Origin of the sequence: Herminiimonas sp. NPDC097707 (genome assembly GCF_044761395.1) — a bacterium.
In the GTDB taxonomy this organism is placed as follows: domain Bacteria; phylum Pseudomonadota; class Gammaproteobacteria; order Burkholderiales; family Burkholderiaceae_D; genus Oxalicibacterium.
Window position 1 is genome coordinate 906,389 of record NZ_JBIWCI010000001.1, and the last position, 23,441, is coordinate 929,829.

Here is a 23,441-nt window from a genome sequence, read left to right on the forward strand (position 1 = left end):
CTCCTCGTTTTTGATGGTAAAGCCAGAGGTACAATATAAATGTAGTGCACTCGTTTTGTAAAAATGTAAATTTTACAAGAAACAAATGGTTTCAACTTGATGGCGCAATGCCTGATAAAGTTGCGACGCACAAGACTTCACAGGGGATTGCGTTGCGGCTTTTTTCGTTTATTTCAAAATCAATCGTGGATTGGTCCGAGCGGCCAACCGATATCAAACTTCGCCAGGCAGCCATCGTTGCCGTCATAGCCTCTTTTTGCGCAGCCTTGCTGCTGGTAGCCTACACTTTCCTGTTCGTGGCCCCCAATCTGCCATCCATCGATGCGCTGACCGACTACCGGCCCAAGATTCCGCTGCGCGTCTATACCGCTGACAATGTACTGATCGGCGAGTTCGGCGAAGAGCGGCGCGACTTTGTATCGATAGGAGAAATTCCATCGAGCATGAAAAACGCGATCATCGCGATTGAAGACAATAATTTCTATGAGCATGGCGGCGTCGATCTGCTCGGTGTCGTGCGTGCCGGACTGGCCAATATTGTGCGCAGTCGCTCGCAGGGCGCATCGACCATCACCATGCAGGTTGCCCGCACCTTTTTGCTGACGCGCAAGAAAACCTACAGCCGCAAGCTGCAGGAAGTATTGCTGGCCTATCGGATAGAACAGAATCTGACGAAAGACCAGATTCTCGAGTTGTACATGAACCAGATTTATCTGGGACAGCGCGCCTACGGTTTCGGCAGTGCAGCGCGTATTTATTTCGGCAAACCGATCAAGGATCTGAGCATCGCAGAAGCCGCCATGCTGGCAGGTATACCGAAGGCGCCGGCCAGCGCCAATCCGGTGGTCAATCCGAAACGTGCGACTGAACGTCAGCAGTACATACTCAAGCGCATGCATGAACTGAATTTCATCACGCAAGCGCAATATGAAAAAGCAGCCGCTGAGCAACTTCATGTGCTGGCGGACGGCAATCGCTTCCGCACCCATGCGGAATATGCAGCAGAACAAGTCAGACAGTTTATGTATTCGCAATACAAGGATGATATTTATACCAGCGGCATGAGCGTCTACACCACACTGATCAAGGCCGATCAGGACGCCGCCTACGAAGCAGTGCGGCGCGGCGTGCTCGATTACGACAAGCGTCACGGTTATCGCGGGCCGGAAGCGTGGATCGATTTGCCGAAAGATGAAGAAGATCGCCAGCAGGCGATCGAAGAAATCCTGGTCAAGCATCCGGATAGCGATGATTTGAAGGCAGCCGTTGTGACTGCCGTATCGGCCAAATCGGTTAAAGCCGTTACGCTGGCTGACGACGAGATTGAAATTAGCGGCGAAGGTCTGCGTTTCGCGGCCGCTGCACTGTCGGCCAAGGCTGTCGAAGAGAAGAAAATCAAACCCGGCTCCGTGATTCGTGTGCTGCAGGACAGCAAGAAAAAATGGGGGATCGCGCAATTGCCGGAAGTCGCTGCCGCTTTCGTTGCTGTCAACGCACAGGATGGCGGCATCCGTGCGATGGTGGGTGGTTTCGATTTTGCGCTGAACCAGTTCGATCACGTCACGCAAGCCTGGCGCCAACCCGGTTCCACCATCAAGCCTTTCGTTTATTCAGCGGCACTGGAAAAAGGTTTCTCGCCCGGCACACTGATCAACGATGCCCCGCTGGCCGAGGATAATCCTGGCGAGCAGGGTGGCAAGGCCTGGAATCCGGGCAATGACAACAGTCAGTATGATGGTCCGGTAACGATGCGCACCGGACTGAAAAGATCGAAGAACCTGGTTTCCATCCGGATTCTGCGCAAGATTACGCCGCCGTATGCAATCGAACACCTGACGCATTTCGGTTTCGATGCCGACAAGCAGCCCGACAATCTGACGCTGGCGCTGGGCACCGGTTCCGTCACGCCTTTGCAGATGGCGGGCGCGTATACAGTATTTGCAAACGGCGGCTTCAAGCTCGCGCCTTATCTGATCCAGAAGGTTGTCGATGTGCGCGGCAAGGTTTTGCTGGAGGCGAATCATCCGCAAGCCGGTGATGAAACTGCGCGCGCCATCGATCCGCGTAATGCCTTCATCATGAATACGATGCTGCGCGATGTCGTGCGTTCTGGCACCGGCTACATGGCTGGCCAGCGTCTGGGGCGCAGCGACCTGGCCGGGAAAACCGGCACCACCAATGATGCAATGGATGGCTGGTTTGCCGGCTACGGGCGCGACATGGTGGCCGTGGCATGGATGGGCTATGACAAGCCGCGTTCGCTCGGCAACAGAGAGTTCGGCAGCACGCTGGCCTTGCCGATCTGGGTTGACTATATGCGCACTGCCTTGCGCGGCAAGGCGGAAATCCAGAGCGCAGTTCCAGCCGGCCTCACGCAAGTCGATGGCGACTGGATGTACGACGAGTATGCCCATGGCGACTCGGTACGCTCAGTGGATATCGATGAACAGAAAGGGTTCTGGGAAAAGTTGTTCAATCCAGGGCCTGAGCAGCCAGTACCGGGAAACCTGAATCAGGATGACAAGGACAGGCAGCGCGAAGAGATGTATCGCGGCGAGGTGGAGTCGGACAAACGCATTGCCTCGGCCCCGCCTACATTCGTTCGGCCGGAGGCGCCATAACAGCCTGGCGTCTTCCGGCTCCCTTGGCCTGATACATTGCGCGATCTGCGTACTGCAGCAGCGTGTCGCTGGTGAGTGCACAATCGGGATAACTGGCGACACCTATGCTGGCTGAAATATGCGCGCTCAAGTTGCCGAAAACATAGACGACCGACAGGTTTTCCACCAGTTTTTCCGCAAAAAATGCAGCATCTTTCAAACCGGTGCCGACCATCACAATGGCGAATTCATCGCCACCCAGACGCGCCACCAGATCGGAATGGCGGCTGCTTTCCTTGAGACGCGCCGCGACTTCACACAGCAATTGATCGCCGATTTCGTGGCCGTACGCATCGTTCACGGCCTTGAAGCCATCCAGGTCGATGTACAAAATAGACAAGCTGGTCTGGTTGCGTTCACACAGCGCCAGTTGCTGATTGACGATTTCATCGAATAGCCCGCGATTGGCGAGGCCGGTCAACACATCGTGATTGGCTTGATGTTGCGCCTTCTGCAGCATTTCCGAGGCTCGCATCAGCGATGCACCTACCTCATCGGCTTCACGCAAATGCAAAGGCGGCACATATACCTTCTTGCCTCTACCGAGCTCCAGCGCAGGGCCGGTCAGGCCGCGTATGGATGCGGCAATGCGGCCGCCTATCATCCACGCTATTGCCAGGCTGCCGGCCAGCAGTATCAATGTGGCCAGAATCAGCTTGAGCAATGTATTGCGCAATTCGAGCGTAAACGCTTCATTCGGTATGCCGATTGCTATCGACCAGTTCGATATTTCGGAGTGACTAAGCACGGTGTGCACGGTGACGCCTTCGAGCGTTGTACTGGAAAAAATTTTTTCATTGTTCGTGCTGATATTTTCCATTACCTCTGGCGCGGCTTTTTTGCCGACAAAACGTTCCATCTCGCGGGTGCGCGCGACGATCGTTCCCTTGCTGTCAAAAATGGCGGCAATCCAGCCGGCAGGCAGCTTTTGCTGCTGCAGCAATTCCTCGAAGCGCTGAGGAAAAATACCGGCGTTCAGGTTGTAGGCTACCTTGCCGTTTATATAGACGGGCACGGCTATGACCAGTATGGGAGTCAGCGTCACCTGGCCGATGAATAAATCGGTGATGACGGGTTTGCCATCTTCATAAATCGCCTTCAAGCCGGGAAACTGGCTTTGCACAGGCAGGGGCGCGCCAAATGGGCGGCGCGTATTGAGATGCTGCTTGCCGTCGATGTCGAGCAGGGCGATGTTGATATCGTCGTCCTCGGCACGAGCTGCCAGTACCTGGCGCGCCTGATCGTAGAAAGTATGAAAGTCGTTTGCAGCGAGGTGCGGCGAGGTTGCGAGCGCGACCAGCGAGGACTCGATACTGGCAAGATCGCGATCCACACCCGACATCATGGCGCGTGCCGTACCCAGCAAAGTCTGCGATAGTTGCTCGCGGGTGCGCTGGTATTCGTAAGTGATCAGCGTCACTGCCATCAGTGCAGCCGGCACTACGCACGCAATGACAAGTAAAAGCAGCTTGGAGCGTATGGTAGGCGCGCGCTTTGTTTTCATACTCGGCATCGGTGACGACGGCTCTATGATCGGGAAGCGCGAATTTTATATCACTTCACTTGTTTGCCAGAATTTTTATTGTCAAAAGTTAAATTATAAAATTCGCTTTATCACATTCGTGGCTGTGGATTTCGCTGGTTTTCAGCGTTCACGCAGTGTCATTGATCGCAAGAAAAATCAGGTGAGTCTGTAGGTAAATCTTTCTGAATGTACATGTTAAAGTTGCGCAATTGCTTTGAAAGTCCGGCGACTTTTACAAGACACTGGCATTTTTTCCTTCTCTCTAGCGGGGCGCCATGCGCAGACGTATCCTGTTTATTCTTGGCCTGTTGTGTTTGCCCTCATGGAGCTGGGCTGACGAAGCGGTGCTGAAAAACCTGATCGACATGAAGTTCGTGCTGATTCCTGCCGGCGAATTCATGATGGGCAGCGATGCTTCAGCCGACACTCTTGCCAAAGCTTATCCACAATACGAGCGCAAACGTTTTCTGGAGCTGGGCGATGAGGCGCCGGTGCACAAGGTGCGCATTACGCGCGCCTTTTATCTGGGACAGCATGAAGTCACGGTCGGCCAGTTTCGCCGCTTTCTGCTGGCTTCCGGCTATCAGCCTGAATCGGAAGCCGACGGTAGTGGCGGCTACGGTTACAACCCCGCATACGATCCGGCGCTATCGGCGCGCGGCGATGCATTCGAGGGCCGCAATCCGAAATACTCATGGCGCAATCCCGGCTTTGCGCAAGACGATGATCATCCGGTCGTCAACGTTACCTGGAACGATGCGCTCGCCATGTGCAAATGGTTGAGCCAGACAGAAGGAAAAACGTATCGCCTGCCTACCGAAGCCGAGTGGGAATACGCTGCACGTGCCGGCACCAGCACCCAGTATTACACCGGCGATGATCCGCAATCGCTGCTGGGCGCGGCCAATATCTTTGATGCGGACACGGCAAAAAACTGGGGCAGATGGGCCAGTTATGCGCTGGCCGGGCATGATGACTTTGCCTTTACATCGCCGGTCGGCAGTTTTGCGCCGAATGCATTTGGACTTTACGATATCCACGGCAATGCATGGGAATGGACGGCCGACTGGCATGACGATCACTATTACGCCAACTCGCCGGTCAACGATCCGCAGGGGCCAGCGACCGGAAACGTCCGCGTGCGTCGTGGCGGCTCATGGCACACATGGTCGTTTTACGCCCGTTCGTCCTATCGCAACTGGAATGCGCCGGATACGCGTTATACGCTGGTAGGCATGCGCCTGTTGCGCGAAGCCGACTAGAAAATTTTCGCGCTGACAAGAATGAGGGCGATGGCCCTGAGCCGGCAAGTAATGGCAAAATGGATGCCTGCGTGACGACGCAAGTATCAAGATTCAAGTATCAGGATTCAGGTAAAAATGAAAACACGAATAGAAGTTAGCGGCTGTTTCCCCGTGTTGCGCGCACTGAATGCGCAACAGTTCACCAATGCGATCGAACCGCGCCTGCTCGATATCCGCAATCCCCTGAGCGGTTTGCAAATCGATATGTTCGGTAAAGTGACGGCAGTGGATATTGCAGAAGAAAGAGGGCTGATCACGGTGGAAATTGAAGTCGCGGACGATTTTCTGCAACGATATCAATTGCAGCCGCAACAGATAGAAACGATTCTGGTCGAGCGCATCACCAAGTTGCGTCACCCGGCAACCGGCGCAATGGTCAGGGTAGAAGCGCGTCTGGCCGTAATCAAGGCAGACGCAGCGCGTTAAACCGCAAGCTTGCCGCGTATACGGTTTTTGCGTCGCGCCGACTTCGGCTTGGCGAGCGTGCTGAGTATCCGTGCCTGATTCAGCGGCGACAGATGTTCGACGAACACCATGCCTTGCAGATGATCCAGCTCATGCTGGATGCACATCGCCTTCAATCCGTCTGCCTGTACTTCAAAGGGCTTGCCATTTATATCCAGCGCGCGCAGCCTGATCCAGGCGGCGCGCTTCACCTTTTCATATACATCGGGAACGGACAGGCAGCCTTCCTCGAATTCTGCACTGCCGCCCATCTTGATGACTTCCGGATTGATCATCACCAATAGCTGACTCCGGTCTTCGGAAATATCCACCAGAATCACGCGCAGATGCACATTCACTTGCGTGGCCGCCAGGCCGATGCCGTCCGCTGCATACATGGTCTGCGCCATATCTCCCACCAGACGGCGTATGCCGGCATCTACCTGCGGGACGGCTTGCGCTACCGTATGCAGGCGCTCGTCGGGATACTGAAGGATTGCTAGCTTGCTCATTTTTCCAATCTGCTTATATCAATTTTTATATCTCGTTTTTATATCTTGTTTACATCCCGTGTCCAAGTCTTTACACAATTTTTAGAGCGTTTCTCCTAAGCTAGATCTCATCAAAACAGTGATGTGGGAGTGTGAAATGGACATCGTTTTTTTCGGTGTAATTGCGGCGTTTTTCCTTACCTGCTGGGCGTTTGCTGAAGGCTGCAGCCAGTTGGGAGAACGGCCATGAACGTATTTTACGTAATCGGCGCAGTTGTGGCGGTCGGTTTGCTTATTTATCTCGTGATGGCGTTGCTGAAAGCGGAGGATTTGTAAAATGACTTCGCAATCCATCATGTACCTCCTTGCATTTCTAGCCGTATTGCTGGCGCTCGCTTATCCCCTGGGTCTGTTCATGGCGAAGGTCGGCGACGGCACAGCTATCCGCGGATTCGGCTGGCTGCTCAAAATAGAAAATGCTCTCTATCGCCTTGCCGGCCTCGGTGCACAAACCGCAATGAGCTGGAAAAGTTATGCCATCGCGCTATTGGTATTCAATACTTTAGGCGCCTTGTTCGTGTATGCAGTACAGCGCTTGCAATCGTGGTTGCCGCTCAACCCGCAGGCATTCGGCAACGTCAGCCCGGATTCATCGTTCAACACGGCAGTGAGCTTCGTCGCCAATACCAACTGGCAAGCTTATGCCGGCGAATCGACGATGAGCTATCTGACGCAGATGCTGGCATTGACGGGACAGAATTTCTTTTCTGCAGCGACCGGTATTGCCGTCGCATTTGCGTTGATACGCGGTTTCAGTTCGCGTTCAGCCAAATCGATAGGCAATTTCTGGGTCGATCTGACGCGCTCCACGCTGTATATCCTGTTGCCGCTGACTATCGTTGTCTCGGTCGCCTTGATGGGGCAGGGCGTGATTCAGAATTTCTCTGCCTATCAGGATGTGGCGTTGGTCGATCCGGTTACGTATCAGCAAGCGAAAACCACTGCTGACGGACAACCTGTGGTGGATGCAGAAGGCAAGCCTGTGATGGAAACCCTGACCACCAAAACGCAAACCATCGCGATGGGTCCGGTTGCATCGCAAGAAGCGATCAAGATGCTGGGCACCAACGGCGGTGGTTTCTTCAACGCCAACTCGGCCCATCCTTACGAGAATCCGACCGCACTCAGCAACTTCATCGAGATGCTGGCGATCTTCCTGATTCCAGCCGGTCTGTGTTTTACCTTCGGTCGCATGGTCGGCGATATGCGACAAGGCTGGGCGGTGCTGGGTGCGATGACGCTGATCTTTGTTGTCATGACCTCCATCGTCATGATGTCGGAACAAAGCGCACATCCAGCGATGCAGGCGCTAGGCGTTGATCAGACGACTACCGCCCTGCAATCTGGCGGCAACATGGAAGGCAAGGAAACCCGTTTCGGCATCAGTGCATCTGCCTTGTTCACTGCGGTAACGACGGCGGCATCATGCGGCGCAGTCAACAATATGCATGATTCTCTGATGCCACTGGGCGGCTTCGTCCCGCTGGTGTTGATGCAATTCGGCGAAGTGGTGTTCGGCGGCGTCGGCACCGGTTTGTACGGCATGCTGATTTTCGCGATTCTTTCGGTGTTCATTGCGGGTCTGATGATAGGTCGCACGCCGGAATACCTGGGCAAGAAAATCCAGTCGTATGAAATGAAGATGGCATCGATCACGATTTTGGTGACACCGACACTGGTGCTGGTCGGTACTGCGATTGCCGTACTGGTGGAGCCCGGAAAGATAGGCATTGCCAATCCGGGCGCGCATGGATTCTCGGAGATCCTGTATGCATTCACATCGGCCGCCAATAACAACGGCAGTGCGTTCGCCGGACTGTCTGCCAACACGCCGTTCTACAACACGATGCTGGCGATTGCGATGTGGTTCGGACGTTTCGCGATGATCGTGCCGATTCTGGCGATCGCCGGCTCACTCGCAGGCAAGCAAAGACTTACAGCGAATGCAGGCACGATGCCTACGCATGGACCGCTGTTCGTTGCCTTGCTGGTAAGCGTGGTTGTGCTGGTAGGCGTATTGAATTACGTCCCGGCGCTGGCGCTTGGCCCGATCGTCGAACATCTGCAACTGTTCTCACATTAATCAACTGGAGAGGGGCGGAGCCGCACCGCGATTCCGTCTCCAACAAATCAAAGAAAGCCTGCCATGCACATGCCAGAAATCAAGGCGGCGCCTATCGTGTCACGGAAAAGCCTGGCGCTTTTCGATACGGCCATGATAGGCCCTGCCATAGTCGATGCATTCAAAAAACTGACGCCACGCGCACAGTGGCGCAGTCCGGTGATGTTTGTTGTCTATGTCGGCAGCATCATCACGACCCTGTTGTTCATTCAATCGTTGGTGGGACAAGGCGAGGCGAATTCCGGATTTATCGCTGCCATTTCCATCTGCTTGTGGTTCACCGTGTTGTTCGCCAACTTCGCCGAATCATTGGCGGAAGGGCGCAGCAAGGCGCAAGCCGCATCGTTGCGCGCCTTGAAGCAAACCGTGCTGGCGAAGAAACTCGCGACGCCCAAACATGGCACAACGTGGCTGCCTGCATCGCCTGCCGATCTGCGCAAGGGCGATACCGTACTGGTTGAAGCCGGCGATGTGATTCCAGTCGATGGTGAAGTAATCGAAGGCGTGGCCTCGGTCGATGAAAGCGCGATTACCGGCGAATCTGCTCCGGTCATTCGTGAGTCGGGCGGAGATTTTTCATCTGTCACCGGCGGCACCCGCGTGCTGTCCGACTGGCTGGTGGTACGTATTGCGGTCAATCCCGGCGAGGCGTTTATCGATCGCATGATTGCGATGGTTGAAGGCGCCAAGCGTCAGAAAACGCCGAATGAAATTGCACTGACGATTTTGCTGGTCGCGCTGACCATCATCTTCCTGATCGTGACGGTCACTTTGTTGCCGTTTTCGCTGTACTCGGTGCAAGTCGCTGGAGCCGGCACGCCGATCACGATCACCGTGTTGATCGCCTTGCTGGTCTGCCTGATCCCGACCACCATCGGCGGTTTGCTGTCGGCGATCGGTGTGGCCGGCATGAGCCGCATGATGCAAGCCAACGTAATCGCCACGTCGGGCCGCGCAGTAGAAGCGGCGGGCGACGTCGATGTGCTGTTGCTGGATAAAACCGGCACCATCACACTCGGCAATCGTCAGGCCTCCGAGTTTTATCCGGCGCCTGGCATTACGCAAATCCAGTTGTCCGATGTCGCGCAACTGGCTTCGCTGGCCGATGAAACACCGGAAGGCCGCAGCATCGTCATCCTTGCCAAGCAAAAGTACAACATACGAGAACGAGACATCGCGGCATTGAATGCACACTTCGTTCACTTCAGTGCGCAAACACGCATGAGCGGCGTCGATATGGGCGAGCGCGTGATACGCAAAGGTGCTGCCGATGCGGTGAAAAAACATATCGAATTGCTTGGCCGCTCGTTCCCGATCGAAGTATCGAATACGGTGGATGATATTTCACGCAGAGGCAGTACGCCTCTGGTGGTGGTCGACGATGGCCGCGTGATGGGTGTGGTCGAGCTGAAGGATATCGTCAAGGGCGGCATCAAGGAGCGCTTCGCCGAATTGCGTCGCATGGGCATCAAGACCGTGATGATCACCGGCGACAACAAGCTGACTGCGGCAGCGATTGCGGCCGAAGCTGGCGTCGATGACTTTTTGGCCGAAGCCACGCCGGAGCAGAAGCTCAGGCTGATCCGCGAATATCAGTCGCAAGGCCGTCTGGTCGCGATGACGGGCGACGGCACCAACGATGCACCGGCGCTGGCGCAGGCTGACGTCGCGGTGGCGATGAATTCCGGCACGCAGGCCGCGAAGGAAGCCGGCAATATGGTCGATCTGGATTCCAATCCGACCAAGCTGCTGGAGATCGTCGAGATCGGCAAGCAGATGCTGATGACGCGCGGTTCGCTGACCACGTTCTCGATCGCCAATGATGTCGCCAAATACTTCGCCATCATTCCGGCTGCATTTGTCACGACCTACCCGCAACTGAAGGCGCTCGACATCATGCAGTTGAGCAGTCCGTCATCGGCCATCATGTCGGCCGTGATTTTCAATGCGCTGATCATTGTCGTGCTGATCCCGCTGGCATTGAAGGGCGTCAAGTATCGCGCCGTCGGTGCGGCTGCGCTGCTGCGTCGCAATATGCTGATTTATGGCCTGGGCGGCATTCTGGTGCCTTTCGTCGGCATCAAGCTGATCGACATGATCCTGACCGTTTTTGGTCTCATCTGAATGAAGAATTGATACGAAGGAATGGATATGAAATCTACACTGCGTCCCGCACTGGTTTTATTCGCCGCGCTCACCCTGATTTGCGGCCTCATCTACCCGTACGCGATTACCGGCATCGGCAAGCTGGCCTTCAGCGAACAGGCGGAAGGCAGCCTGGTATTACGTAACGGGCAAATCGTCGGCTCATCGCTGATCGGCCAGGCGTTTTCATCGCCGCAGTATTTCTGGGGGCGACCATCTGCTACCAGCCCGATGCCGAACAATGCCGCGGCATCCAGCGGCTCTAATCAGGGCCCGCTTAATCCGGCACTGATCGATAGTGTGAAAGGCCGCATCGCCGCATTGAAAGCCGCCGATCCGGCCAATACCTTGCCAGTTCCGGTTGACCTGGTGACGGCTTCGGCGAGCGGGCTCGATCCTGAAATCAGTCTTGCCGCTGCAAAGTATCAGGCTGCCCGCATTGCACGTGAACGCAAGATGCAACTGGAAGAAGTGCTAAGCCTCATAGACAGACACAGCAAGGAACAGTATTTCGGTTTCTTTGGCGAACCGCGTGTGAATGTCCTGGCATTGAACCTCGCCCTGGATCAGCGTCACTAAGATATAAAGCCTGTCGGCAGCCGGGCGCTGCCGATGGTATTTACTGATGAAGAGAGGGCCTGACGATTCTCTCGAATATGGCACAATAAAAGCCGGCATTCCATTCACAATAGTTACTCTCATTGTCGTTCCACATCCATGCCTCCAGCCGATTACCAACGCCCCGATCCAGATGCCTTGCTGGCGCATGTGCAGGAGCAGGAACGCCGGGCCGAACGGGGCAAACTGCGCATTTACTTCGGCGCATCTGCCGGCGTAGGCAAAACCTATGCAATGCTGTCCGCCGCGCGCAGGATGCAGGCGGAAGGCCATGATGTCATCGTCGGCATCGTCGAAACGCACGGTCGTAATGAAACGGCTGCGCTGCTTGACGGACTGGAAGTGCTGCCGCGTAAAGAGATCGCCTATCGCGACAAAACTATTTCCGAATTCGATATCGATGCCGCGCTGGCACGTCGCCCGGCGCTGATTCTGGTGGATGAACTGGCGCATTCCAACGCGTCAGGTTCGCGCCATCCCAAGCGCTGGCAGGATGTGCATGAATTGCTGGACGCCGGCATAGACGTGTTCACCACCGTCAATGTGCAGCATCTGGAAACGCTGAACGACGTGGTCGGCGGCATCACGGGTATTCGTGTGGCGGAAACCTTGCCGGATACAGTCTTCGACCAGGCCGATGAAGTCGTGCTGGTCGATATTCCGGCCGACGACTTGCTGGCACGCCTGAGCGCAGGCAAGGTCTATCAGCCGCTGCAGGCTGAGCGCGCATCGCGCAATTTTTTCCGCAAGGGCAATCTGATCGCCTTGCGTGAGCTGGCCTTGCGCAGAACCGCCGATCGCATCGGCGATGATGTGCAGGCGTACCGGATAGAAAAATCCATCAATGGCGTGTGGAAAACTGATTCCGATTTGCTGGTCTGCGTGGGGCCGGGCGCCAATTGCGAACATGTGATTCGCAGCGCGGCACAACTTGCCGGACAGTTGAATGCAAAGTGGCATGCAGTGTATGTGGAAACGCCGCAATTGCAGAGCCTCCCTCCAGCGCATCGCGAACATATCCTGAAAACCCTGAAGCTGGCGCAAGACCTCGGCGCGACAACGGCGGTTCTATCCGGTAATACGGTCGCAAATGAAATCGTCAACTATGCGCGCAGCCATAATTTTTCACGCATCGTGCTGGGACGGGATCACAGCAAATGGCCGTGGCAAACCTCGCATTTAAAACTGATCGCGCATCATCTGCCGGATATCGATCTGATAGAAATAGGGCGGATGGAAGGCAAGGGCTCGTCGTCATCACAAAATCTGTCAGCGCGCCTCAGCTCGGGGCTGGATGAAATGCCCGGCGGAACGAAGCCGCGATATATGCCTTATGTATGGACGGTCGTGGCGTGTATTTTTACCGCCTTGTTTGCGACGCCCTTGCTGCCGCATCTGGATCTGGCCAATATCGTGATGCTGTTTTTGCTGACCGAAGTACTGATTGCCGTGCGCTTTGGACGCGGGCCGGCTGTGCTGGCGGCATTTCTCAGTGTGGCCGTATTCGACTTTTTCTTCGTCTTGCCGCGCTTTTCCTTTGCGGTCAGCGATGTGCAATATCTGGTGACTTTTTCTGTCTTGCTGGTCGTCGGACTGATAGTCGGTCAATTGACGTCGGGATTGCGCTTCCAGGCAAGGATCGCCGCACATCGGGAAGGCAGGGCACGCGCGCTGTATGAATTTGCCAGGGAGTTATCGAGTGCATTGCAGGCCGAGCAGATATTCGAGATTACACAATCCTTTATACAACGCACGTTTCGGGCAAAGGCAGTATTGCTGTTGCCGGATGATGCGGCGCACCTGAGGCTGCCGGCACAAGCTGCGGACGGCATCGGCAGCGATGCTGCTAACGGCAAGAACGTTGCCGAGCTGGATATCGGCATCGCGCAGTGGGCATTCGATCGTGCCACGCCGGCCGGCATGGGGACCGACACGCTGCCGGCCAGCACGTATTTTTACCTGCCGCTGGTCGCTCCGATGCGCACGCGCGGCGTGCTGGCTATTCAACCGGAGAACCGGCGCTGGATTCTGATTCCCGAGCAAAGACAGCAACTCGATACCTTCGCAGCGCTCGCTGCCATCGCACTTGAACGTGTGCATTACATCGAAGTAGCGCAAGACGCACTGGTGCGCATGGAGTCGGAACGTTTACGCAATTCCTTGCTGTCGGCGCTATCGCATGACCTCCGTACACCGCTCACGTCGCTGATTGGCCTGTCCGAATCACTGACCATGTCGAAACCGCCACTGACATCCAGCCAGCAGGAACTCGCGCAAGCCTTGCACGATGAAGCGCGGCGCATGGGCAATCTGGTGTCCAATCTGCTGGACATGGCACGCATACAAAGCGGCGAAGTGAAATTCAATCTGCAATGGCTGCAGTTTGAAGAAGTGGTCGGCAGCGCATTGCGCGCCAGTCAATCCGCGATTGTCCATCACGAAATTAAAACCAGGCTAGCGTCTGATTTGCCGCTGGTGCGCTTCGATGCAGTGCTGATAGAGCGCGTGCTGTGCAATCTGATCGAGAATGCAGTCAAGTACACGCCTGCCGGCTCCCGTATCGTCATCGCGGCAGAAATCAGTGGACGTTTCCTGGAAGTCTCCGTCTACGACAATGGCCCCGGTTTGCCGGCCGGCCAGGAAGAAGCGATTTTTGATAAATTCACCCGCGGCGAACGCGAATCCGCAACGCCGGGCGTCGGCCTCGGATTGGCGATTTGCCGTGCCATCGTCGAAGCGCATCAGGGTACGATACGTGCCGCACATTCGCCGGATGGCGGTGCATCCATCAACTTTACCCTGCCGCTCGGCACACCGCCGGCCATCGACGAGAGCGAGATCACCACCTTGGACCAAAGACCATGAAGGAAGCATTACCCATTGCACTGCTGGTGGAAGACGAACCGCAAATCCGGCGCTTTGTACGCGCGGCGCTGGAGGAGGAGGGCTGGCAAATTTTTGAGGCGGAAACGATGAAGCGCGGCCTGATTGATGCCGGCACGCGCAAACCGAATCTGATCGTGCTCGATCTCGGCTTGCCGGATGGCGACGGGGTGGATTTCATTCACGATGTACGAAAGTGGTCGACGGTGCCCATCATCGTGCTGTCTGCGCGCACGAATGAAAGCGACAAGATCAAGGCGCTGGATGCCGGCGCCGACGACTATTTGTCCAAACCTTTCGGCGTAGGTGAATTGCTGGCACGTGTTCGCTCCACTGTACGGCGGCAACACCGCCAGGGTAGTGATGCGCAGGAGGCGATACAGTTCGGTGACGTCAGGCTGGACTTGAAGGCGCATCTGGTGACCAAGGGCAATCAGATGGTGCATCTGACGCCGACTGAATACCGGCTGCTGGCGGTATTGGCGACCAATGCTGGACGGGTCGTCACGAATCCGCAACTACTGCGCGAAGTATGGGGGCCGTCACATTCGGAAAGCAGCCATTACCTGCGTATTTACATGGGGCATCTGCGGCAAAAGCTGGAAGACGATCCTGCGCAGCCGCGTTATCTGCTGACTGAAACGGCAGTGGGTTACCGCTTGCTGCTGCCTTTGTAAATTCTATGCAAATCAGACGGCAAATGCCATCTGATTTGGCTGGTGCACTTTACCGTTCTTTTCTCTCTTCTTCTTTCGCTGGACGAGAACGTATTTGCTCATGCTGTTGCGGCCGTGGCTGTTGAGCCTGTGGACGCGCTTGTTGCACTTGCGGTTGTGGTTGTTGCTGTTGCACTTGTGGGCGTGGCGGCTCGAACCGAGGTTGTTGTGGCGGCTCAAAACGAGGCTGTTGCGGAGCAGGGGCGGAATAGATTTGTGGATGCGGCTGTTGCTGCGGTGCCTGTGGCCGAGGCTGCACAGGTTCCGGATTCGAGCGTAGCGGCATGGCTTCTCTCTCGATACGTTGTTGACGCATCTCGTTTTGCTGTCCGCCGGTTGAGCGCAGGGTGTTTTGCGATGGCGTTGTATGCGCAGGATTTTGCGGCCTGTTCTCCGTGCCTATCGTGTTCGGTCCAGTCGGACGCTGAAATCCATTCGAATTGAGCCTTTGTCCGGTTTCGGATTGCGGGCGTGTTTCCGGCCCACGGTTATTGACGCGAGGAGGCATTTCCCGCGTTTGTGCATCACGTGCCTGTGTTGAACGCGTAGTATTTGGATTGTCTCGCTTGTCCGGGCCGTTCATGGCGGGGCGTTGGCCCGGATGCGTATCGCCAGCATTGAAGCGAGGCGCGGTCCGCGATTCGTTTTGCTGTTGCGTCGGACGAGGGATATTGGCGCTGTGTTGTGCATCAGGCACATCCGTTCTTGGGCGTGCGCCCGGGCGCGTATCGCCAGAGTTGAAGCGAGGCATGGTCATCGCTCCGCTTTGTTGCTGCGCAGGATGAGGAGTATCGGCTCTGTGCTGTACGTCAGGTCTACTTGTGTCTGGCCGTGCTCCCGGACGCGTATCGCCAGCATTGAAGTGCGGCACCGTCATCGGTCGGTTCGGCGCTTGCGTACTCAAGTTCTGGTTTTGCGGTCTGACATTCGGTGTGCCGCCGCTGAAATTAGGCCGGCCTGCATTATTGCCAGCGCCAGGCGCATTGCTGTTCGGCGTGCCAAAGTTGTTGCTGATGCGCGCAGGGTTATGGCTGCGGTTGACGATGGTAGTCGATCTCGACACATAGGTCGTATCGTTGTAAACGACGGAAGGACGGCGCCAGCCGTGATTGGCACCATAATCCGGCCCGGAGCCAGGACCGCGACCGCCCCAGTTCATGCCCCACGAATGCCAGCCCCATCCGTCATGATGGTGAATGGCGCTGCCCACCAGAATGCCGAGACCGAATGAAATGATGCCGGTCGTGAACATATCGCCGGAACTGTAACCGGGGTTGTAAACGTAACTTGGATAAACCGGAATCGGCGCGCCATAGACAAGTGCAGGATTGTAGTTAGGCACATAGACCATATCCGGTTGTGCCGATTCGATCACGATGGTTTGCGAGGGTGGTGCTATCACGAAGTAGCCTGCATCATCTGCGTAGTCAGGCGGCGGCGCGAGGCGCGGGCTGGACGTCACTCTCATTTGTTGCGAAGTTTTCAGATTGCCGGATTGTTGTGCACGCAAGCGCATCGTCTGGATTGCGTTCATCACGTCGTCTGGATCATTGACATAGGCTTCGCCGAGCGCTGTCGTCCACTGGATGTTATTTGCCATCTGGGCGAGTACGGCAGGGAAGGCTGTCAATGATTTGACACTTACGTCCCAGGGTTGCAGATTTGCGGCATTTTGCAATGCCTCGCCTTTCAAGGATGGATTTTGTCCCAGCCATAGATTGGCGGCGGTGATTTGATCCGGATAGCTCGAACCGGCAAGAACTTGCGCAACCAGCTTGTCAGGAAACAGTGCAATCGGCGCAACCATCTGTAATAGCTGCTCGGCAGTTGGCGGCGTATAGGGAGTGGGCGTTGGGGGTATAGCGGCGGCGGGCGGCGGTGCTGTCGTGCTCATGTCGGCTTTTCCGCAACCGGCAACGGTAAGCAGGCTAATGACGAGCGATGAGGCCACCAAAGTGGAGAGCTTGCTTTTATTGGTCTTCATATTGTGCACCTGCCGGCTTGATAGTTGGCGAACCGCAGTTGCGGTCCTGCCCTGATTCTTCTTCAACGTCCTGGATTGCTGCGAAGTTGACCTTTAGCGTGTTACTGGCTGTAACAAACGTAAAAGGGCTTCCGGATTGCAATCAAGTGCATCTTGATGGCGAGTCTTTATAAGACATTATCAGGACAAAACAATTCCTGGTGGTGCACTTGAACAGGTATCCGGATCATGGTGGCGGAGACAACAATCCCCGCTGATGCGGGGATTGTTGTCTCGTCATGATGTGCAGGTATTCAGTACAGAATGACGCAAGGAATCAGTTTTCCAGCCTGGCAGTCAATGTAATCTCGGCATTGCCTTTGAATAGTTTGGATACCGGGCAACCGACCTTGGCGTCATTCGCTATTTTTTCAAAGCCGGCCTGGTCCGTACCTGGCACTTTACCGACCAGATCGAGATGAATTTTGCTGATGCTGAAGCCGCCGGGGACTTTTTCCAGCGTAACGGTAGCGGTCGTTGTGAGATTGTCTGCGGTCAGATTGGCCTTGCCAAGCTCTCCCGACAAGGCCATCGTGAAGCAACCGGCGTGCGCAGCGCCGATCAGTTCTTCCGGATTGGTGCCCGGGCCATCTTCAAAGCGCGCCTTGAACCCGTACGGCGCGTTCTTCAAGACACCGGTTTGTACCGAAATGCTGCCGATACCGTCCTTGATGCCGCCTTTCCATGCTGCTGATCCAGTGTGTTCCATCTGTATCTCCTTGAGGGGGTGAGGGTAAAGGTAGAGCGCGGCAAATGGAATCGGTTCCATGCAAGACTGCACGATGGTGATCTGATCCTTGATCAGGAGAAAGAAAAGCGACGGCTTGAATGACTAATGCGATGGCTCAATACGGGCGCGATCGAAGACGCCCGTATCGGATGCCTTCAGCCTAGAATGTTTTGCTGACGGTCAATACAAGACCGGTTTTCCCCATGAATTTCGCGTTGGCCGGCGAAGCATAGGCAGACTTGTCTGCATCGGTTCCGACCACAGCCAGTGCGCCGGTAACAATGCCGAAGTCCTTGGTGAGGCCTACCTTCCAGTCGGTGTAATTAAAACGGCTGTTACTGACGCCTGTATTTATCCCTGATACTTTTTGATGGCCGGCATGCAGGTTGAGGATATATCCATCGACGAGATCCAGATTGGCACCGATATCCAGATAAGCGCTGTTTTTGCTATCAAGGTAACCGAACAAATTCGTTACTGAATGCGAGTACTTGATATAAGCAGGGCCATAGCCGAGTTGTCCGTAAACTTCAGTCGTATTGATGCTGGGCTTCAGCTTGTTGGATGGATAGACATAAGTCAGCACGCCAACGTCGTATGAAACATCCCTGGTGATTGCGCCGCGCTTGCCGCCATATACATCCACTTCAACATCGCCGCTCCCGCCTGCATCCTTGACAAATTTGAGGGTGGAAGCCAGGTGCCGGCATAGAAACCGCTGGCATTGTGTACGTAATCAGCGCCGCCTTGCAGAGCTGTCTGCAGACGAGTTTGTGAAATGCCCCGATAACGATAATCAGAGGTAACTGCCGCATTGAAGCCGACTTCATGATCAGGTTTTTGTTCTTCTGCATGGGCCAGATTGCCGACGAAGGCAGTCGTGATTGCAGCCGCCAGGATCAATTTTTTCATTTACTTTTTCCCTCCAGGTTATCAAGAAAATAACGAGGGGAAAGACTGGGGAAGTCGCAAGCTTTTTCCATCGTTATGCTGGAAAGAAGCTTATCCGTGCAGGTATAAAGACTTTCTAAAAAGAGCAGGGCGCGATGTAAACAACACGTATAAATCGACGGGAAGGGAGGCAAACATGATGGCGGCCCCAGAAAGGAGCCGCTGGCTGAGGAATGGTGTGAGTGTGGATGCCGTCAGCTCGAAGATTTAATGACAACCGCCGGAATGCGAACCCAGATTCTTGGGATCAATATCATCCGCATTCGCCAGACCTTGCAGGATGCCGCATGCCTGCGTTGACTGGACGGTCAGGCAGCGACTGCGCAACTCCTGCAATTGCACTTGCAACGCTTTCAGCTCCCTGATGCGGTCTGCAACGTGGCCGATATGCTTGTCCAGCAGCGTATTGACGCCGGCACAGTTTTCTTCCGGCGTGTCGCGAAAGTTCAGCAAGGTGCGGATTTCATCCAGCGTCATGTCGAGCGAACGGCAGTGGCGGATGAATTGCAGGCGTTTGACGTGCGCCTCGCTGTAAATCCGGTAATTGCCAGCGGAACGAGCAGGCTGCGGCAACAGATTTTGCTGTTCGTAATAACGTATGGTCTCTACCGAGGAACCGGTTTGTGCTGCCAGTTCACCGATTTTCAGTGTTTGCTGTGTCATTTTTTGCTCCTGGCTCATAAAGGCGAAAAAAGCCCTTGACCCTATAGTGGCTACAGAGTCTCTAATTGCAAGTGTAAATCCAATTCAAACCGGAGTATCCATGCACTGTTGCGATCATGACCACACCAACGCCAACGCGGACAATCAGTCCGCCGTACCAGCATCTGCGCCGGTTGCAGGCGCAGAGCAGGCTGTGCTGCTGATCCAGAAGATGGATTGTCCGACCGAAGAAAAATTGATACGCGATCGCTTCCAGCATATGGAAGGAATAGTCGGCATGCAGTTCAACCTGATGCAGCGCGAACTGACCGTACAGCACAATCTGATGTCGGTGGATGCCATCGTCGCGGCATTGAAGAAACTCGATCTGGTCCCGGTCGTGAAATCCGATACGCTCAATCTGGTGCGCGATGGTCTGGACGAGCATCACGATCTGTCCGGCGACTACCGGATTTCACCATTGAAATGGACTTTGATGGGGATTTCCGGCGTGACGGCGATCGGTTCGGAAATCGTGGCGTGGTCTACCGGCGCAGATAATTCCTGGCTAGTGATCGCACTGGCGCTGCTGGCGATCCTGACCGGCGGCATGGATACCCTGAAAAAAGGCTGGATCGCCTTACGCCATTTTTCGCTGAACATGAATTTCCTGATGTCGCTGGCGGTCATAGGCGCCATCGCGATAGGACAGTGGCCGGAAGCGGCGGTCGTGATCTTCCTGTTTGCGGCGGCTGAAATGATAGAAGCGATGTCGCTCGATCGCGCCCGCAATGCAATCAAGGGGCTGATGGCGATGACGCCGGAAATGGCGACCGTGCGCAACAGCAGTGGCGAATGGCAAACCGTTGCTGCAGACAAGGTTGCGCTGGATGCCATCGTGCGCGTCAAACCGGGCGAACGCCTGCCGCTGGACGGCATCATCGTCGATGGCCAGAGCACGATCAATCAGGCACCGATCACCGGTGAAAGCATGCCGCTTGCGAAACAAATCGGTGATACGGTGTTTGCCGGCACCATCAATGAAATGGGCTCATTCGACTATCGTGTCACCGCCTTGCAATCCAATTCCACACTGGCACGCATCATCAAGAGCGTGCAGCAAGTGCAGGGCGAACGCGCACCGACGCAACGCTTTGTCGATCAGTTTGCGCGCTATTACATTCCTGCCGTTGTGATCATGGCCGTGCTGGTTGCCTTGCTGCCGCCGCTGCTGATGCAGGCGCCGTTTCAGCCCTGGCTGTACAAGGCATTGGTGCTGCTGGTCATCGCCTGCCCATGTGCGCTGGTGATCTCAACGCCTGTTACCGTCGTCAGCGGACTGGCCGCCGCAGCGCGACACGGCATCCTGATCAAGGGCGGCGCCTATCTTGAACTGGGACGCAAACTGAAAGCGATCGCACTCGACAAGACCGGCACCATCACGCTGGGCAAGCCGGTCGTGACCGATATGCTGGCGGTTGGAGACGGGGATGACGACAATTTGCTGCGACTGGCGGCCAGCTTGTCGCAGCGCTCGGATCATCCGGTTTCATCGGCAGTCCTGGCATGGTGGAAGGCGCAGGCATCCGGTCAGGCCTTGTCTGAAGTCGCCGATTTTGAAGCACTGACCGGGCGTGGTGTGAAGGGCGCGATAGCTGGGGCATCGTACTACCTCGGCAATCACAGACTGATACATGAACTCGGCATTTGCGGCCCCGAACTGGAAGCGACGCTGGATGCCTTCGAACGCAGCGGAAAAACCGCGATCGTCCTTGCTTCCGAGACAGCACCTTTATTAATACTGGCAGCGGCCGATACGGTGCGCGCCGGCAGTGCGGATGCGGTGGCGAAGCTGAATGCGCTGGGAGTGAAAGTCGTGATGCTGACCGGCGATAATCCGCATACGGCAGAAGCGATCGCCGCCAAAGTAGGGATTACGGACGCGCGCGGCAATCAGCTGCCGGACGACAAGCTGGCCGCCATCAACGAACTGTTGGCTCAGCACGCTTGCGTCGGCATGGTCGGTGACGGCATCAACGACGCACCCGCACTGGCCAAAGCCAGCATCGGCTTTGCGATGGGCGCAGCCGGCACCGATACGGCGTTGGAAACAGCCGACGTTGCATTGATGGACGACAAGCTCGGGAAACTCGCGGACTTCATCGGCCTGAGCAGCAAGACGCACACGATACTGATCCAGAACATCGCACTTGCGCTCGGCATCAAGGCCGTATTTCTGGTGCTGGCACTGACGGGAGAAGCAACCTTGTGGATGGCAGTATTTGCCGACATGGGAGCCAGCCTGATTGTCGTTGCAAACGGCTTGCGGCTGTTGCGTGCGGTCTGAAAAGGCAGGCCTTGCAGACATTTTCATATTCAATGTTATGATTCAGCCCGTGAAAAAACTGCTGATTATTTTGATGTTGATAGTGTTGCCGCTCCAGTTTTCGTGGGCAGCGGCAGCAGCCTATTGTCAGCACGAAATCAACCCGGCGACCACTCATTACGGTCATCACGAGCATAAACATCCAGCCAGCGCAGAGAAGACGAACGACAAGGAAAAGTCGGCACAGGTGCACACTGACTGCGGTTATTGTCATGCAGTCAGTCCCGCTTCCTTCCTTGAACAGTCCTTGCCGCTGGCGATCCCGCTCGTTTCGCTGCATCTTGAATTACTTCCCCTTTCTTTTTCCTCCCATATCCCCGACAGCCCCAGACGGCCCGATCGTCCCGTCGCCTGAACGACGGGACGATCCTCATTTCCATACATACTTAGTCTGACCTGACGTCTCGTCGAATTTTTCCTCCGTTTTATTTCTCTGGAGAGTTCGATGTACAGGTATTTTTTTGCGCTCGGCATGGCGGCAGTTGCGCTCACGCCCGCATTTGCACAAACAGTCGATGGCGCCACGCGCGCCTTCCCGAATCATGCCGGTGCGTATTCAGCACGAACCGTAGAACCCGCGACTCCGATCACGCTAAATCAGGCGCTGACCCTGGCGCTGGGCGCCAACGCTGAATTATCGGCGGCGCGCAATGAGGCCCGTGCGGTTGATGCAACTATCCAGCAGGCCGGAGCAAGCCCCAATCCCGAGCTGTCTTGGCTGATGGAAGATACGCGCCGCGACACGCGCACCACGACAGTACAACTGAATCAGGCGATCGAACTGGGCGGCAAACGCGCTGCGCGCATCACGGCGGCCAGCCGGACATTCGATGCGGCGAATGCCGATCTGGATGCCAAGAATGCCGATATTCGCGCGGCCGTCATGACCGCATTTTTCGATGTGTTGACTGCGCAGGAGCGCTTGCGCCTAGCGGATGCATCGCTGCTTCTTGCGCAGCGCGGTACGCATGTCGCGGCGCGGCGCGTTGCGGCAGGCAAGGTCTCGCCGGTTGAAGAAACCAGGGCGCGGGTTGCGGAAGCGAATATGCGACTGGAATTGGGACAGGCAAAAAACGAACTAGGCAATGCGCGCAGGCGCCTGACTGCAAGCTGGGGAAATCCGGCGCCGCGTTTTGTACAAGCCGAAGGCGCGCTTGAAACCTTGCCGCATCTTCCTGCATGGAGCGATCTGGAAATCCGCAGCGCGCAAGCGCCTGCCATCACGCGCGCACGCCTCGAGTTCGAGCGCCGGCAGGCGATGGCTGAAGTGGAGAACAGTCGCCGCACGCCGGATATGACGGTCAGTCTGGGCGTCAAGCGCGATCAGGAACTGGGACGCAACCAGGCCGTGGTCGGCCTGTCCATTCCATTTCCTCTGTTCGATCGCAACCAGGGCAACATGCTGGAAGCATTGCGGCGTACCGACAAGGCCCGCGATGAACTGGCAGCCAGCGAAATTCGCCTGGACGGCGAACTAGCGCAAGCCTGGGCGCAATTGAAGAATGCGCGTCAGGAAGCGCAGGCATTGCAAAGCGAAATTCTGCCGGGTGCGCAAAGCGCCTATGACGCTGCGACCAAAGGTTTCGAGTTCGGCAAATTCAATTTCCTCGATGTACTGGAGGCGCAACGCACCTTCCTGCAAGCCCGAGCGCAATATTTGCGCAGCCTTTCCGAAGCGCATCGCGCCGCCGCCGAGATCGATCGTCTTCTCGGCACACCTCTGCCAGCCATCACGCAATAA

General features: G+C 55.9%; 17 protein-coding genes and 1 pseudogene. 12 read left to right on the plus strand and 6 right to left on the minus strand.

Features of this window, described 5'->3' with window-relative positions:
* Nucleotides 1-107: 107 nt before the first annotated feature.
* Entirely contained in the window at nt 108-2,621 is a 2,514-nt protein-coding gene (locus ACIQW9_RS04250) for a penicillin-binding protein 1A (protein WP_402333350.1), read from the plus strand.
* Here the strand turns inward: ACIQW9_RS04250 and ACIQW9_RS04255 are convergent.
* On the minus strand, nt 2,593-4,164 hold the full coding sequence (locus ACIQW9_RS04255; protein ID WP_402333352.1) for a sensor domain-containing diguanylate cyclase: 1,572 nt from the start codon (nt 4,162-4,164) through the stop codon (nt 2,593-2,595). The two genes, ACIQW9_RS04250 and ACIQW9_RS04255, sit on opposite strands and share 29 nt — an antisense overlap.
* A gap of 296 nt (nt 4,165-4,460) precedes the next feature.
* Here ACIQW9_RS04255 and ACIQW9_RS04260 point away from each other — a divergent pair, with 296 nt between their 5' ends.
* Both ACIQW9_RS04260 and ACIQW9_RS04265 read left to right on the plus strand, forming a co-directional pair.
* Nucleotides 4,461-5,447 carry a formylglycine-generating enzyme family protein gene (locus ACIQW9_RS04260; protein ID WP_402333355.1) on the plus strand — a complete coding sequence of 329 codons (987 nt, stop codon included), beginning with the start codon at nt 4,461-4,463 and terminating at the stop codon, nt 5,445-5,447.
* Between the two features lie 117 nt (nt 5,448-5,564).
* Nucleotides 5,565-5,915 carry a hypothetical protein gene (locus ACIQW9_RS04265; RefSeq protein WP_402333357.1) on the plus strand — a complete coding sequence of 117 codons (351 nt, stop codon included), beginning with the start codon at nt 5,565-5,567 and terminating at the stop codon, nt 5,913-5,915.
* On the opposite strand, the gene def is transcribed toward ACIQW9_RS04265, so the two are convergent.
* Nucleotides 5,912-6,445, minus strand: coding sequence for a peptide deformylase (gene def / locus ACIQW9_RS04270; protein ID WP_402333360.1), 534 nt, complete (start codon nt 6,443-6,445; stop codon nt 5,912-5,914). The genes ACIQW9_RS04265 and def overlap by 4 nt on opposite strands.
* A 225-nt stretch (nt 6,446-6,670) precedes the next feature.
* Here def and kdpF point away from each other — a divergent pair, with 225 nt between their 5' ends.
* The 6 genes from kdpF to kdpE all read left to right on the plus strand — a co-directional run bounded on the left by kdpF (nt 6,671) and on the right by kdpE (nt 14,929).
* Entirely contained in the window at nt 6,671-6,760 is a 90-nt protein-coding gene (gene kdpF, locus ACIQW9_RS04275) for a K(+)-transporting ATPase subunit F (protein WP_402333362.1), read from the plus strand.
* A 1-nt stretch (nt 6,761) separates the two neighbouring features.
* Entirely contained in the window at nt 6,762-8,567 is a 1,806-nt protein-coding gene (gene kdpA, locus ACIQW9_RS04280) for a potassium-transporting ATPase subunit KdpA (protein WP_402333365.1), read from the plus strand.
* Nucleotides 8,568-8,630: 63 nt separating this feature from the next.
* The gene (gene kdpB / locus ACIQW9_RS04285) at nt 8,631-10,730 is read left to right on the plus strand and encodes a potassium-transporting ATPase subunit KdpB (RefSeq protein ID WP_402333368.1); all 2,100 of its coding nucleotides are present in this window, start codon (nt 8,631-8,633) and stop codon (nt 10,728-10,730) included.
* A 27-nt stretch (nt 10,731-10,757) separates the two neighbouring features.
* Nucleotides 10,758-11,330 (plus strand): potassium-transporting ATPase subunit KdpC, encoded by a 573-nt coding sequence (gene kdpC, locus ACIQW9_RS04290; protein ID WP_402333371.1) that lies wholly within the window; start codon nt 10,758-10,760, stop codon nt 11,328-11,330.
* 138 nt (nt 11,331-11,468) lie between these two features.
* Nucleotides 11,469-14,234, plus strand: coding sequence for a two-component system sensor histidine kinase KdpD (gene kdpD, locus ACIQW9_RS04295; RefSeq protein ID WP_402333374.1), 2,766 nt, complete (start codon nt 11,469-11,471; stop codon nt 14,232-14,234).
* The gene (kdpE, locus tag ACIQW9_RS04300) at nt 14,231-14,929 is read left to right on the plus strand and encodes a two-component system response regulator KdpE (RefSeq protein WP_011871110.1); all 699 of its coding nucleotides are present in this window, start codon (nt 14,231-14,233) and stop codon (nt 14,927-14,929) included. The genes kdpD and kdpE overlap by 4 nt, the downstream gene beginning before the upstream one ends.
* A 49-nt stretch (nt 14,930-14,978) precedes the next feature.
* Here kdpE and ACIQW9_RS04305 read toward each other — a convergent pair whose 3' ends face one another.
* The 4 genes and pseudogenes from ACIQW9_RS04305 to cadR all read right to left on the minus strand — a co-directional run bounded on the left by ACIQW9_RS04305 (nt 14,979) and on the right by cadR (nt 19,335).
* Entirely contained in the window at nt 14,979-16,952 is a 1,974-nt protein-coding gene (locus ACIQW9_RS04305; RefSeq protein WP_402333377.1) for a DUF3300 domain-containing protein, read from the minus strand.
* A gap of 316 nt (nt 16,953-17,268) precedes the next feature.
* Complete coding sequence (locus ACIQW9_RS04310) at nt 17,269-17,700, minus strand: OsmC family protein (protein WP_402333380.1); 432 nt, start codon at nt 17,698-17,700, stop codon at nt 17,269-17,271.
* 181 nt (nt 17,701-17,881) lie between these two features.
* Nucleotides 17,882-18,633 (minus strand): annotated as a pseudogene (locus tag ACIQW9_RS04315) (TorF family putative porin).
* Nucleotides 18,634-18,879: 246 nt separating this feature from the next.
* Nucleotides 18,880-19,335 (minus strand): Cd(II)/Pb(II)-responsive transcriptional regulator, encoded by a 456-nt coding sequence (cadR, locus tag ACIQW9_RS04320; protein WP_402333383.1) that lies wholly within the window; start codon nt 19,333-19,335, stop codon nt 18,880-18,882.
* A 100-nt stretch (nt 19,336-19,435) separates the two neighbouring features.
* On the opposite strand from cadR, the gene ACIQW9_RS04325 reads away from it, so the two are divergent.
* The 3 genes from ACIQW9_RS04325 (at nt 19,436) to ACIQW9_RS04335 (ending at nt 23,441) form a co-directional block, all read left to right on the plus strand.
* Nucleotides 19,436-21,661, plus strand: a complete 2,226-nt coding sequence (locus ACIQW9_RS04325) for a heavy metal translocating P-type ATPase (protein WP_402333386.1) — start codon at nt 19,436-19,438, stop codon at nt 21,659-21,661.
* Between the two features lie 49 nt (nt 21,662-21,710).
* Complete coding sequence (gene czcI / locus ACIQW9_RS04330) at nt 21,711-22,055, plus strand: cation efflux protein, CzcI family (protein WP_402333388.1); 345 nt, start codon at nt 21,711-21,713, stop codon at nt 22,053-22,055.
* A 90-nt stretch (nt 22,056-22,145) separates the two neighbouring features.
* On the plus strand, nt 22,146-23,441 hold the full coding sequence (locus ACIQW9_RS04335) for a TolC family protein (RefSeq protein ID WP_402333391.1): 1,296 nt from the start codon (nt 22,146-22,148) through the stop codon (nt 23,439-23,441).